Genomic DNA, 14,547 nt, shown 5'->3' with positions numbered 1-14,547 from the left:
TATCTTGTATATTATTTAAAAGGAATGGCTTATGGATATATCTGTCGTTATCCCAGCTTATAATGAAGAGAAATATATTTCAAAAACTATACACTCGCTTCAAAATTGTATGCCTGATGAGTATACATATGAAATTATTGTTGTTGATCATGGCTCAGTTGATAAAACAGCAAGGTTGGCAACTTCTTCTGGTGCTACCGTTATTAACGGCAAGGAGGCTCCAACTATAGCTGCTCTTAGGAATATAGGGGTTGAACACTCCAAAGGGAAGGTGCTGTTCTTTATCGATGCAGACGTAACCTTTACAGCACAGTGGTCTGCTAATATAGGCAAAGTCGTTGAGGGGATTATAGAAAGCCCCAATAGAGTGTGTGGTTCGCTACCTAAAATCCCTAATGATTCATCTCTGTTGATGAAGTATTGGTTTGACCCAAAATCCAAATATGATAATCCTAAATATATCGGCTCATGCCACCTTCTAACTTCAAAAAAGTTGTTTAAAGCTGTAGGAGGATTCCCTGTGGAAATGGAAACAGGTGAAGATTTTACTTTTTGCATGAATGCAAGGCAGTTTGGCGCTCAGATAGTCGCATTTCCCGAGCTTTCTGTTATTCATAATGGCTCACCCGCTAGTCTGGTAAAATTTGCTGAAAGGGAAGTTTGGCATGGACGTGGAGATTGGACTAACCTAAGCACTCTATTTTCATCAAAAGTTGCTCTCCTTACTTTAGTGTTTTTAGCGACCCATGTTGTCCTTCTATTGTGCTTAGTATTCAACTACAAATTATCAACAATAGTGCCTATTTCACTAATTCTTATTGTTTTAATTTGCTTGCTGTCATCTACGGTGAAATTTTCTACTTTTGGACCCAAGGTTGTATTAGTAAATTCATTTACTTTTTATATATATTATGTTTCTAGGGCTCTGTCCTTACTTTCTGCATTAACGTCTAAAGAATACATAAAAAGAGAGCGTAAGGGATAGTGCATTAGCTATATTTATCAGCATACCGTTACACATCTTCGATGGAAAAGGGCTACTAGTCTGAACTTTATTCGACCCATAATCCTAAATTTTAGACTAGTAGTCACACTTTAAGAATTCCTCAAAACTCAATGCTCTATTAGAATATAGAGTCTTCTCGCTGTTTTGTACTACTCAATACCTAAGGTTGGGGCTTCTGGGCATTTTGAGCATAGTTTTACGCCAACTGGTACAGTTACGCCTGTAGAATCTGTAATGAACAGAAATTGGTTTAGCGTGTCATTTTGAGAATATAATTTTGCCTTTACATAACCGTCTTCCCAGACGACCGGGGGGTATATAGTTAGCATATTGTTATCTTGGTACCGATCAGATTTACCAAGTTCGATTCTTGCCTGTGAATTTTCTCCTACTGCTATGTATATATTGTCGTAGATGGCATTTGAGTTACTGTGATCACCGTTACCTGACCAGCCATGAAAGCGTATTCTATCAAACGAGTTTGACGCTAAACCGGGTTGGAAAATAGGTTTATCGTCTTTATAAGTCCTATACGGTTTTTTCTCTTCACTCATCCCTCTAAAGAAATATTCTCCACTTTTGTTGGCCGGGTCGGACTTATTAGCCTTCTTCCAAAATGAAATTCTGTTTACCGTATCATGTGAAAACCAGCTACTTCCTATCCAGCCAATAGTGAACTCATTCCCGCCGACCAAGAATCCTCCTCCCCCTACGTGAGTAGGCACGACCATATCGTATATACCGTCGTTAGATATGCCGTCACCATCGATTAGCCAGGCAAACTTCCAAGAGCTAACTGAAGGGAATGTGTTTTCTGTAGAGGCCCCAGGAAAGGTGCGGCCATCAGGTAGAAAAACATCGTAGCTGACAAATATTTCAGTGTTATCTCCAAATATTGCCTCTAGTTGAGCAATTTTCCTTCTACCAGACTCAAAGTCATTCATTAGAAAGCCGTGGTTAGAGCCTGTTATTGCTGCATATTTAGGTATCCCTCCATAATAACCATAGCTATCCCAAGTACCTATTTCTGGGCTTGTGAAAGGAACTTTATCTCCAACTTTTCCATTTGAAAATGTATCAAACAAAATGACATTTGGTCCATTGCCGAACCCGCTACCTCTTACCTCAATAAAAGTATCGCCCCCCTCAGAACTAAGTGTTACTTTATTTATCGTGGGGCTAGCTATAGATAAGCTAGAGAAAAGCATACAGAAGTAGAAATTGTGAAACATATTGTACTTCATAATATTTTCCTTTTAAAAAAATTACACGCTACAATGCTTACATTATAGGCTAAATAAGGGTTATATTCATTCTACCAGTATAATTACAGGTTGCTTGTTTGAATATATACACCTAGTTCATATTATTACAAATGTTTACATGGCTACATTTTCTTTATGGGTTAAGAGTTCAACTCTTAACAAATATGTGACTACAAGGTTAATAGACTCTGAGATGGACTTGATGGCTAAAATTAGTCCTATTGCCAACCACCAGTATATCTCATATAAATCCATGCCAAATATTCCCAAAAATAATCGAACAATAATAAAGGCGCTAACTGCCTTCCCTAAAGCTACGGAAAACTCAATATGATTTATTAGTTTGTCTACGGTTGTAGTTTCAAACACTATCTTGTCAGGTGGAATTCTAGACAAGACGGCGTAGTTTTTTTGTAGGGACAATTGATTACGCTTTATTGTCTTAAACATTTGAATTATCAAAACTATAAATACAACTAAGCCTTGTACTCCAAGGTTTGTTAATATCTCGAAATATAAGTTATGGGTATCTTGTTTTCGGTCAAAATACTGCTCGCGAACAATAGGGAAAGCACCAACACCAACACCAAATGGATGACGTAGTGAAATTTCTAACGCATCTTCCAATATCGTCATTCGGGTTTTTTTTGAATTGCCCTCATGCTCTTTTCCTGCATAAATTGACTCAAAACGTTCGAGGTATTGCTCGGGAATGAAGGGAATAGATATAATCAATAATAATGTAAAGCTTACGGCAGCCTTTGTACGATATTTGGAAGTATAAACGGCATAAGCAACGAACCCAACTGAAGCAACATAACCTGTTCTCGATCCAGTAAATACAATTATGACAATTGAAAATATCAAAAGTAAGCCGAGAAGCAACTTGTATGGCTTATTAACTTGTGGAAAAAGGTAATATATGAATGGGAGTAGGCCGACACCAAAACCAGAAAAAGAATTCGGGTGGCCCAGCATTGGTACTGATCCATGCAGTCTCATTATCCCCTGGTTTTGCCAAACTAAACCGCCTGTGTACCAGCCTAAAAACCCCTCATAGCCCAGTCTTAAGCAGGCAAATAGAAATGCGGTAATAAATAGTTTAAGGGCGGATGGAGATCTAATGAACGTAGCAATAAAAACAGCTAATAAAGAATATTTAAACGCGCGATCGATGAAGATGTTGTATGAATGCTCGATGCTAGCAGAAAGAGGGACTTGTATTATCATCAAGAATAAAAATAAATATACACACTTTGTAAGTGATGTTGTTGCTGTACTGCTCTGAAGTTGTTTAAATAATGCAGATAAGGCTAGAAATGCCCCTAGAATAAACTCGAATCTAATAGCTCCTAGAAATGAGCTTCTTGTACCAATCTGAAGGTACCAAACTATAATATACAGAGAAGTCAAATAGACGAATATATTATTTTTTGAAAACAAGTCGAGTTTAGCTAATTTCGTTGATTGTATAGAGTGCATTAAATTCTCGTGTCAGTAAATATAAACCGATTCTAGCATGTTAGTAGGCGCATTTTAGAGACTTATTAATGAACAGCAAATTCAAGGTGACTCTCTCATCTTGAATCGACCAGCTTTAACTAAACACTTTTCTGTTTGAATTCTTCTAACTTTTCATAAGCTAGTGGAGGCATACTATTAGCTTCTCCATGCTTACGTCTAGAGTTATAAAACATTTCGATGTAATCAAAAATATCTGCTCGTGCATGCTCCCTTGTTGGGTAGATTTTCCTCTTTACTCGTTCACGCTTGAGAAGCTGAAAGAAGCTCTCAGCCACGGCATTATCATGACAATTTCCTCGCCTACTCATGCTGGCCTTGAGATTATGAGCAGTTAGGAAGTCACTCCATTCATAGCCTGTAAATTGACTACCTTGGTCAGAATGGATTAACACTTGTTGTTGCGGCTTTCTGCGCCATACTGCGGCGAGCAGAGCTTGAGTAACCAGTTCAGACTCCATCCTAGAACTCATCGACCAACCAACTACGGCACGAGAATATAAATCCAGTACGACGGCAAGGTAAAGCCAACCTTCATGCGTTCTGATGTAAGTGATATCAGTAACCCAGGCTTGGTTTGGTGTTGCCACAGAAAACTTACGATCCAATATGTTACTTGCCACTATTGCTGGCTTTCCACCGTAGTGGCCTTTGTGTTTTCTGTAGCCCACCTGTGCCCTGATGCCTTCTTGCTTCATTAAGCGAGCGACTCGATGCTTACAGCACTTCTCTCCTAGGTCGCGAAGGTCGCTTGTCACCTTCCGGTACCCATAAACACAACCACTCTCCAGCCAAGCGTGCTTGATTAGGCCAGTCAGCCTTTCGTCTTCAATCTGGCGCTTTGACTTAGGTTGATTAAGCCACGCATAAAAACCACTTCGCTGAATCGACAGCGTCTCGCACATCAGTTTCGCCGGGTAATTGTTGAGCCTTGTTTTTACGAACGCGTATTTTTCTTTGACTCTCCCGCGAAAAATACGGTTGCTTCCTTTAGAATGTCGCGTTCCATGGTTACGCGTTTAAGCTCTTTTTCTAACTGCTTAATTTTGTTTTCATGGTCGAGGGATTTTTTGTGTTCTACGCTATCTGGGCCATGAACTTTTATCCAGTTGTATAGCGAACTGCTAGTTATGCTAAGTCTTTCAGAAACACTGGCGACTGAATAGCCGTGCTCGGTAACTTGTTTAACTGCTTGTATCTTGAACTCTTCGGTAAATCTCTGGGACATGGTTTCTCCTTAGTACACATAATTATAAAGCAATTAAGTGTCTAGAGAAGACTGGTCGATTCATCTCTTGTCTGTGGTCAACTGAACTCGCTTGATAAATAATTTGAGAGGGTTCAGTTGAGGTTATTTTAGTTTTCTAAAGGTCACTCTCATAATCAGGAATCCTATGCATAGCAATATTAATGGTGAAGGGGTTGGAACGGTTGCATGGCGAACAGAAGCCGATATGTGTTCATATGTTGCTGTCCAGCTCATATCGATACTCATATAACGGAAGGAACCATAACCTCCAAAGCTAAAACCAGACATGAAATAAGACACAGGGTCATCGTTAGTAGTTAAATCATCTAACAGTATGCTTTTTCCGCAGCACTCTCCGGCTAAATTTAATAAATAAAATGCATCTTCGGATCCATCATCTCCAATTCTTAAAAGGCTGTCGTTTATGCTTCTTGTGTCGGTAGGAGGAGCTCCGTTTTCGCCTATAATCAGTTCGTTACTGAAGCTGGCTCCGTTTTTAATTGTGCTCGACTCAGTCGTTAGTGAAAAACTACTTATACCACCGTTCGTCCTAAAACTTGTGACAGCTTGTCGTCCACTAGTGGAAGAAGGAGCCGTACTTAATATTTCGTAGCTCTGTACTAAACTTGTATCGAATGACCAAGAGGCCGTTACCCTATCTCCTTCTGATAATCCTACTAACTCCCACGCCCCGTCTAGCGTGGTCACTGTACCAATGGCAGAGTAGTCAATAATTAGGGCGTTGACATGACAAGATGCAATTAGAGTACAAACGCTTAATAGCAATTTTATTAATTTCATGGTATGTCCTTATCCATATATTGAACAATATCTATTATTTAGCTCGTGTCGTAAAAAGATCTCATTGTCAAATACTAGTTCATTTTTTTATCGCTGTTAATTAATTAATAGCCATTTTATTTGAATGCAGGGGGTAACATGAGGAAAAATTGGATGAATTGCTAAGGAGATATGAGTCCACTAAGAGCGTATGTAAGCAAATTGGGGCGAACCATACGGCGAAATTATGCAAAATCTTTTACGGGTATTTCTCGTAGAGTTGTTATAAAAATGGCTTCCTTGGCGCTGGTTCAGTGGTTCTACCAGCGACAAGGGAGCAAGTTAAATAACTTAAAGGTGGTCATTTCCTAAATGCACCATGGGTAAACAATGGTAGAGTTTTATGAGTTGTTGTGTAATTCTGAGAGGTTAATGTGCTACTTGGTTTCAAACCGCCGTGCTAGCTTACTATGTTGTTGCTTCTATAAAGCTAAAATACGTATAAATGGTAAAGATAACCCGTGGTGCATTTAGGCCACCACGATTTTAAAATTGTTAGTGTTTCGACCGCTACGCTTGTTAATCCACTGTATCATGGTGAGTGCAGTCAGTTTTGATAGTATTCTCGTTGCAAATCCAGTAAATGACTTCGCATAATACCGGCGTATCATAAACTGATCACATAGCTGCGAGAACAACGTTTCAATTCGTTTTCTAGCCTTTCGATATTGTTCTAACAGAATGACAGCCATATTTTAGAGACTTATTAATGAACAGCAAGTTACAGGTGACTATATCATCTCAAATAACTGGTAGTGGTACTCATTTTGAGAGTTATATTTTAGGGCTGTCTGCTGATCCTCTGTTTAACAGTAATACTTGGCAAAATGCTTGGTGGTCAAGGTGGGGTGAAAGTTTTGATCTCATAGACACGCAGGTTAATGCCGGTGAAGAAACTGTTTGCAGGTTACCGCTATATATTGACTCGTTTAACTTAAAAACTATATTTCCTATCAAACGGTTACAGTTTATAGGGACTAATTACCAAAATATTTCAACGCCCCGAACTGAATATTTGGCTTTTATGACTAAACATGGCTTTGAGCATGCAGTCAACTTAGGTTTTGATGCGCTTGAAAGCATTCAATGGGATGAGTTTGTAGCTAGAGATATTGTGAAAGGTGACTTAACAGATATTGCGATTAATAGATGGGCAAAAAACAATTATTGGTTAACGCGGGTTATTCATACCGATACGGCTTACAGTATTAATACTAATACACCTTTTGAATACTATAAAAAAAACTTGGGCTCTAATACTCGCCTTAAACTGTTTAATAGGCGTAAACTTCTAAATACACTCGGTGAGTTAAAGATCGAAAACTATTACCCAGATAGAATATTTGAGTTTTTTAATCTAATGAATGTATTTCACCAAAAACGCTGGGGTGATACATTTTCACCCAATACGTTATCTTTTCATCAAGAAATTATTAACAGCAGCAAACCTGGCACCTTAGGGGTGGAGCTTTCAGTATTAAAAGTCAATGGAGTTTGTGAGTCAGTTATGTTTAATTACGTTTTAGGAGGCCGAGTATACAATATAAACTCTGGCTTTAATGACCGCTTCCATAAAAAAATAGCGATAGGCATGCTCCACTTTGGTTATATGATAGAAGCTGCTTTTGAAAATCCAAACATTGGTGTTTTCGATTTTTTGGCTGGGCATGGGAAAAACTCAAACTATAAAGCTCGGTTGGCTACCGACTCAACAGAGTTATATTCGTTACAGGTTGTTAGGTCAGTTAAATTACGTTGCCTATACAGAATTAACGACCTTTTAAGAAACGCACTTGTTTTTGTTAGGGCTGTTACAAAGAGAGGCAAATTGAGAAAAGATCTTTGTCAAAGACGAAAGCAAAATTAGCGAGGGCAGGGGGGAATCCATGTTCACGTTCGTCGGAATATGCACATAATCTTAAAGTACGCATAATTACGTTCCACTATGAACGTGCGAATAGCATCCTCCTTAAACTCTTTGAGGTATTGATTATATGTTCGTTTTTGACCACGTTACACCTTACTGGCTGACGTTTATTGTCTCTCGTTAAAGTGTCTGTTTCCATTTGACCAGAACAATGGCGCTAGGTTTAGTGTTCACTATCGATCAGAAATAGGTGCCCACTTTGTGCCAAAGTATGCAGCAGCTCTTCGCGCACTCACATATAAGGCTCCCTACCTTGATATCTAATTACTTTGAACAATCTGGTTTAATACTAGAGCTAGCTCTTTTTCGAAACACACGGGCTTATAGACCAGCTCCCAAGCTCCGTCAATAAGCAGAAAGTGCTTCTTGCTTGCAGTAACTGTATAAGGCCCAAAATGTATAGATTGGTATTCTATAACAAGGTATCCATTGTTAGACTCAATTATATCCAATGATACCCAGGGAGCATTGAGTTTCTTTTTTATACCATACGCAAAATCAACCAATTCAATAGGCGGAGTTTCGTCACCAGAAAAATTTCCACTACCTGACGCTCTAAAGTCATTTTTTCTTGTGTATCGTTTTAAAGAAAACACTTTATTGCCAATCACTAACACTTTCCAGTCATGAGTCTGTGCAGGAATAAACTCTTGCAACACAATACTACCTGTCCGCATTGGGTATTTATCAGTATATTTCTTTATCGCTTCTTTGTATTTGAATATATTTTTACGAGGTTTTATGGTCGGTACCAGGTGTTCGTTAGCATATTTTTTTAATTCATCTATATTATCGACTTTTGATACAGTGCTACTACCAAAACCATGGGGCAGTTTTGCGATAACTGGGAATTGTAGGCCATTGTTTATCAAATACTCTATATCCTCGACACTTCCAAGCAACCAAGACTTAGGAGTTGCTATGCCTAACCTGTCTTTGTGCAACTCTTGGAATAGCTTATTTTCATGACACCTTAACAGTTCTAACGAGGGGATTAATATTGCCCCCCTGCTTGCAGCGTCGGTCATTGTGTCATAGATATAATTGTAATAACTTGGGTATTGAGAGCTACAATAAAATATATATACAGGGTTGTTATTGGCAGTGATCAAGGGGGCGACAATACTTTGATATTCCGCATATAGAGCTTCGACAACATTGATTTTGCTAGAATCCAATGATTTATAAAACGATTCTGTTAAAATTGACTCCACTTCGTCCAACAACTGGGGGAAACCGCCCGCAGAATTTTTTAGTATAACCAATGTACTTTTCATATATAAATCGATCCGTGACCGACTGCATAGTCAATCACTAACGCTCCTGAATAAAAAACAAGCTTAAGAACAGGTATGCTACCAATCTGGCTAAACATACTGAACTTCTAACAAATAAGTTAGCGTACAAGGATAATGTAAATCAATGCACAGGCTAATGCAGACAATGTCACTAGTTCTCATCGACAAATCATGGCTGCAGTGTAAAGTATGTATAATAATACAAGCTTTAAGCACAAGTCTTGTCATCTCCTGTGTGCGGAAAACCCAAAGGAGCACAGCCTAATAAGGAAGATATCTAGAATGACTAATGCTTAGCCCAACCTTGAGCGACTATACTTAAATCGATCCACAAGTCGAGCTCTGCCTCTACTTTTCTCTTTTTGGCTATAGCGTCTTCGAATAGAAAGCCCCAAAAAACCTAAGCACAGCAGTGCCAATGTGCTTGGCTCTGGAACTTTGTAATAGAACGGAGTTCCCATATACGCTTTATCTTTAAGCTCAATTGAAAAGAAGTTTTCAACGGAAAAGTCTGCCTCCATATAAGAGAACAACCCTCTCGGAAACTCAAGGTGAAGCCCCCACTGAATTGCCGTATCACCAAGCGAACTGAGAAACAGCCCGCTTGCGTTTAACGTAGTAAACCCACCAGGTGGTTCTATTTCATGCTGATATGAAATCCCGGAGGCCTTATCCAAATAGTAATTTACATTATCAATATTCAATACAAGGTCGAATATCTCTAACGGTTTTTTGCTATCAACTCGCATTTTCATATGCCCAGCAGTTTGGCCTGATGGACTTCCATTGCTACCGAAGGATACATAATTACCATTGCTCTCTAAAGCAATAATATGTGAGTGGCTTAGAGAGGGAGCCAACAATATCAGCGCAAAAATAATTTTATTCATAACCTGGTCTTCCTTGTTCGATATCCAATTTCAAGCGCTATTTCTATATATTGTTACAAGCGTCTATTACTTGGGAAAGATTCAGCTCACTATACGCATTAGGGTAACGATGGTCATTTGGATCCGCGCTAAACCACATTTGAACAGGCCATTGAGGGATAGAACAGACTAATTGGTAATCGCCAACATCCCCTTTTGCTAGCACGTAAAAAGAGGATGGTAACCAGGCATCACCTTCATTCGGCGGCTCTACATTAATGCTAATATCCTTAGGAGTAATGTCTTCCAAATTTTTAGAGCCATTTGCTGAAAGCTGAACTACAGTCGTTCCTCCAAGCTCACTAGAAGCGAGCCTCACCTCTCCAGCGGCTAACTGCGGTATTGTAAAACCGCTAAACTGATTTGAGTTCGAGTATTTAAGAGTATTTGTAGACGCTATTATAAGAAGTGAAGTAACGGGGATAGACATATTATAATTCCTTTTATTGATGAATATTTAGAGTTCTAATTGTAGTCAATAATTTAAATGCTGATACGTAAATTGTCTCTATTTGGCAAAAAAACTTAAAACACGTAGGGAAAATTAAGTGACTGGAATAGACCAGAGCCGATGGTCAGAATCACCAGAATACGCACACTATAAAGACCAAGAACCCTGTACGCGAGCAATCAGGTGTCCATGATCGACCAGAATCTATGTTCATGTTCGGCGGAATATGCAGCTGTAGAGCAGTGCAGCAAACTTTCAATCTTGTCCCATGTAGCTAACGGAGCTAGGCCTCCGTTAACAGTTTCATTGTATCTACTTCAGCGTCGATTTAAAACGAGAGGGTAGCACATGAGATTAGGTTATAGAGAGCGTGATCGACTAGTTTACTTAGAAGGTGTTTTTAATCCTGCGGCGATCATTAGTATCTTGATATTATTTTTGAAGAATAACTTAATGGTCGTGAGTTTAAAGTGTTTCCAGTAGTTTAAGCTCAATACGTTATATTTCAATGCTTTTTTAACGTCACCTATGCCACTAAAATTATAACTTAGAGATAGATAATTTCGTAGTATGCTAGTGTTTATTAGTAATATATTATCTTTTCGTTTTTCTTGGGTTAACAGTTTGTGTTTAAATTTAATGGCATTTTCTAACATTCGAGTAGGGGACTTCGTCATATTATTTTCATGGAGTCTCCTTTTGAAGCCTATCTTATTGATAACCCCGATATTATACTTGTTTGAAATGCTATAGTTAAGATAGAAGTCTTCTCCCGCCTTAAGGTCTTCATCATATCCACCAACGGACTCGACAGCTTCTCTTTTATAAATTTGTGAGCATGCGCTTACAAAACTCTCATTTAAAAGGTGTAAGGTGGATTCATTCGGCGACATTATAATATATTGATTTTTTTTAATGTTGTTGTTTTTAAACTTAGCCAAAAGCAATTTGCAGCTTTCGTAGTGTGAATGATTGCTTGCCCCCTCTCCGAAATCTTGATAGTCGCTTACGACCATTCCTAAGTCTTTATTATCCAATAAAACGGACAGCAGGGTTTGAATTTGGTTTGGTAGCATGACGTCATCTGCATCAAAAAAAACAATGTAATCTGCTGTTGAAAACCTCAACCCATTATTTCTAGGGGAGGAGCAGCTACCACTATTCTTTTGATAGATATAATGAACTTTGTCTCCATAGCCTAGGATTATATCTTTGGTGCCATCAGTAGACCCATCATCAACCACAATTATTTCTAAATGAGTGTAAGTTTGATTTATAATTGAGTCTAACGCTTCTGTAATGAAATCTTCAGCATTATATGCTGGAATTATTACGGACACTAATGGCAATTCCTTTTTACGCAAAGCAAACTCTCCTCTTGATCAAATATCTAGTTTGATTTTTATCTTAAAATGGTTTGGATTGGGCGCTTTAGCTTTTCAGGCGCAGCACTTACAAACTTTTCCTTTTCCTTGGAGTTAAATACAAGACTCATACAGGCTACGAAGCTAATACCGCTAAACGGAATAATAATGATAAGTGCCGCCCATTCTGGAATGGCGCTCTTAATAAAATATATTGGCATCAATACGAGGATGTTAATTATCGTGGCTATGGTAACGCCTTTGTATAGCGCGATAAAAAAGCCGCTTTTTGAAATACCAATTGAGTTGCACATCACTGCTGGCAGCCCATAGGTTCTAAACAATATAATGGGGATCAATGTGGCCAACGCAACACCGTTCATCCCAAACTCTGTCACCAATAAAATACTTAGAATAAGGTTTATCGCAACCTCTGTAGAGTCAAGTATCGCCACCCACTTGTGCTTAGATGTTGCGTATAGAACTGAGTTCATGGGGTTGTTTATAAAACCGATTATCTTTGCCGCCAACAAAATTTGCAGCGCAATAATAGCGTCAGTGTACTCTTCTCCCATCCAAAGAGTTATGAACTCTTGGCTAATAAAAATCAGTGCAAAGGCAGCGGTGATACCAAATACAGTGTTAATTTTTATGGCGAGAAGTAAATTTTCTTCCAATTTGTCCTTTTCGTTGTTTGCGATATATTTGGTGAACACGGGAACGAACATATTGGTCGCTTGATATAGAAACGTTACCAGGTACTCCACTAGGCGAACTGCAATATAGTAATGAGTAACAACGGCAGCTGACAGATACGCGCCAATCACAAATACGTCCACTTTGTTTCGTAGGTTGTAGGCGACAGAAATACAGAATGACCAGATACTATAGTCAAAAAGTTCTTTAGCCTTCGCTTTTTCTACGAATATTGTGGAAAATTTTATATCGGGAAAAGCCCGTTTGCAGATAACGTAATATAGGATGTTCGATATTCTAGCGACAATAAATGAGACAACGGCTATCGCTATTATTCCATAGCCCATTTTAATTACGGTGATATTGAGGATAGCGCCAAGTACGTTTGTAAATGTTCTTACGTAAGCCACTTGATGGAACTTTAGCTTGGCACCAGCGATCCCGGCAAATGAGTTAAAGGGGAGTTCAAGAGAAATCGACACACCTGCAAGCAATATTAATAGTGAAAATACTTCTTTCCTTGCAGGGTCGTCGGTAAAAACATCTGCGAAGTTATAGATTGTAAATGTGATACAAAGTGCTATAAATGCAATGAATGCGTAGATAGCAAGAGAAGTATTGATAACAACGTTTGCCATGTGGCTGTCATTTTTTGCAAGCGCATGGCTAACGTTGCGGGTAACGGCCGTAGCAAAACCGAAGTCCAGCAAGTGATATGTGGCAACCAGGCTCCCCACAATCGCCCATACACCATACCAGTCATCACCTAGGTTGGTTACCAGAAAAGGCATCATAAAGAAGCCGACACCAATTGAAATTAGTGTTTGAGATACGCGAGTAATCGATCCTTTTAAGAGTGCTTTTCCTGTGGACATAGTAACTACTGAATTTTATTTAGTTAGTTTGAATTCGTGTTTTTAAACGTTTAATTATCGATAGCAATGTTGATGGTATCGTTGTTGCGATGAGCATTTTAAATGTTTTGATACTTTTATTTAGCCTTATTGATTTGTAAAAGTAATAGCGCGCTAGCGGCCTATTATCTTGCTCGTAGCAGGAGTATCCTGCATTGTAGAAATGAAGTGCTTTTTGTTGATTCAATAAATCAATTAAGGAAGGTTCCAGTTTGCGCGAGAACTGTTTATCTATTACAGATATGATTCCATCAACCCTTTTCTCATAGCCTCTGAAGGTAATACTGCCACTTCTTAGCCTGTACTGATGCAATATCTTATCTACGAATACAATGTCGTGGTCATATGCAAGCTTTAACCACATCTCTTTGTCATCTGCATTTTTCAATTGTTCATCAAACAGATCATTAAGACTTAGGTGCTTTTTGTTCAAAATCACACTTGATGTCGCGATGAAGTTTGATTGAACAAGTCCCCGGTACGCGTCAGTTTTATCTATTAGGTGATAGCCCTGGTTCGAGCTTTTTTTGGGTAGAGATTGGAGGGTGTGGTAGTCAGCCAGAACATTGTCGCGAGATATTTCGCCAGTTTCTGTAATCATTTGGTAGTTTGTTAGCGCCAGTGCTGCACCAGGGTTATTGATCAGCGCTTGCACGGTACTGGATAGTTTTCCAGCTAGCATGAGATCATCAGAGTCAAATATTGATATATATTTGCCGCGCGCCATGCGTATGCCTACATTTCTAGGTCTTGCAGGGCCGCCGCTGTTAGTCTGATAGACATATCGAATGCGAGAATCATTCATCGCTTTAATCATCTGATGAGTTTGATCTTTTGAGCCATCATCAACGATTATGATTTCGAAATTATGATAATCCTGAGAGAAAATCGAACGTAATGTTTCTTCTATATAACTGGCTGCGTTATATGTGGGGATAATAATTGATAGTTCGCACACGTCCTTTTGCCCCTATTAAAAGAGACGTGATGATATCACAGCTATTTTATAGTTTAAGTGGCGTTTTAAACTTTTTATTAATGGAAGAGAAAAATGTTTATCGGGATATTAAACAGTGCCTGTTAAAAT

The 14,547-nt window shown here is 38.7% G+C and carries 12 protein-coding genes and 1 pseudogene; 2 read left to right on the top strand and 11 right to left on the bottom strand.

Features of this window, described 5'->3' with window-relative positions; translation table 11 throughout:
• Positions 1-31 precede the first annotated feature (31 nt).
• Positions 32-985 carry a glycosyltransferase family 2 protein gene (locus tag MY523_RS07920; RefSeq protein ID WP_250658246.1) on the top strand — a complete coding sequence of 318 codons (954 nt, stop codon included), beginning with the start codon at positions 32-34 and terminating at the stop codon, positions 983-985.
• Positions 986-1,155: 170 nt separating this feature from the next.
• Here the strand turns inward: MY523_RS07920 and MY523_RS07915 are convergent, their stop codons facing one another.
• The 5 genes and pseudogenes from MY523_RS07915 to MY523_RS07895 form a co-directional block, all read right to left on the bottom strand.
• Positions 1,156-2,250, bottom strand: a complete 1,095-nt coding sequence (locus MY523_RS07915; RefSeq protein WP_250658245.1) for a hypothetical protein — start codon at positions 2,248-2,250, stop codon at positions 1,156-1,158.
• A gap of 135 nt (positions 2,251-2,385) precedes the next feature.
• The gene (locus tag MY523_RS07910; protein WP_250658244.1) at positions 2,386-3,753 is read right to left on the bottom strand and encodes an O-antigen ligase family protein; all 1,368 of its coding nucleotides are present in this window, start codon (positions 3,751-3,753) and stop codon (positions 2,386-2,388) included.
• 119 nt (positions 3,754-3,872) lie between these two features.
• Positions 3,873-5,020, bottom strand: a protein-coding gene (locus MY523_RS07905) for an IS3 family transposase (RefSeq protein WP_370301450.1) whose coding sequence is annotated in 2 segments (ribosomal slippage) — positions 3,873-4,780 and positions 4,780-5,020 — 1,149 coding nt in all. Because the reading frame shifts where the segments join, the coding sequence is not laid out codon by codon here.
• Between the two features lie 123 nt (positions 5,021-5,143).
• The gene (locus MY523_RS07900) at positions 5,144-5,842 is read right to left on the bottom strand and encodes a hypothetical protein (RefSeq protein ID WP_250658242.1); all 699 of its coding nucleotides are present in this window, start codon (positions 5,840-5,842) and stop codon (positions 5,144-5,146) included.
• A gap of 509 nt (positions 5,843-6,351) precedes the next feature.
• A pseudogene (locus tag MY523_RS07895) lies at positions 6,352-6,549 on the bottom strand (IS982 family transposase); the annotation flags it as partial.
• 41 nt (positions 6,550-6,590) lie between these two features.
• Between MY523_RS07895 and MY523_RS07890 the strand changes: the two are divergent.
• Positions 6,591-7,748, top strand: a complete 1,158-nt coding sequence (locus MY523_RS07890; protein ID WP_250658241.1) for a GNAT family N-acetyltransferase — start codon at positions 6,591-6,593, stop codon at positions 7,746-7,748.
• Positions 7,749-8,068: 320 nt separating this feature from the next.
• Here MY523_RS07890 and MY523_RS07885 read toward each other — a convergent pair whose 3' ends face one another.
• The 6 genes from MY523_RS07885 to MY523_RS07860 all read right to left on the bottom strand — a co-directional run bounded on the left by MY523_RS07885 (position 8,069) and on the right by MY523_RS07860 (position 14,418).
• Complete coding sequence (locus tag MY523_RS07885; protein WP_250658240.1) at positions 8,069-9,085, bottom strand: ATP-grasp domain-containing protein; 1,017 nt, start codon at positions 9,083-9,085, stop codon at positions 8,069-8,071.
• Between the two features lie 314 nt (positions 9,086-9,399).
• Complete coding sequence (locus MY523_RS07880; RefSeq protein ID WP_250658239.1) at positions 9,400-9,996, bottom strand: PEP-CTERM sorting domain-containing protein; 597 nt, start codon at positions 9,994-9,996, stop codon at positions 9,400-9,402.
• 43 nt (positions 9,997-10,039) lie between these two features.
• Positions 10,040-10,465, bottom strand: coding sequence for a hypothetical protein (locus tag MY523_RS07875; protein ID WP_250658238.1), 426 nt, complete (start codon positions 10,463-10,465; stop codon positions 10,040-10,042).
• Between the two features lie 404 nt (positions 10,466-10,869).
• Positions 10,870-11,850, bottom strand: coding sequence for a glycosyltransferase family 2 protein (locus MY523_RS07870; protein ID WP_250658237.1), 981 nt, complete (start codon positions 11,848-11,850; stop codon positions 10,870-10,872).
• Positions 11,851-11,888: 38 nt separating this feature from the next.
• Complete coding sequence (locus MY523_RS07865) at positions 11,889-13,421, bottom strand: oligosaccharide flippase family protein (protein ID WP_250658236.1); 1,533 nt, start codon at positions 13,419-13,421, stop codon at positions 11,889-11,891.
• Between the two features lie 19 nt (positions 13,422-13,440).
• A complete protein-coding gene (locus MY523_RS07860) occupies positions 13,441-14,418 on the bottom strand; it encodes a glycosyltransferase family 2 protein (RefSeq protein WP_250658235.1) in 978 nt (325 codons plus the stop codon).
• Positions 14,419-14,547: the final 129 nt, after the last annotated feature.

It is taken from the genome of Alkalimarinus coralli (genome assembly GCF_023650515.1).
Taxonomy (GTDB): domain Bacteria; phylum Pseudomonadota; class Gammaproteobacteria; order Pseudomonadales; family Oleiphilaceae; genus Alkalimarinus; species Alkalimarinus coralli.
This window is presented reverse-complemented; position numbering and strand designations above follow the sequence as displayed.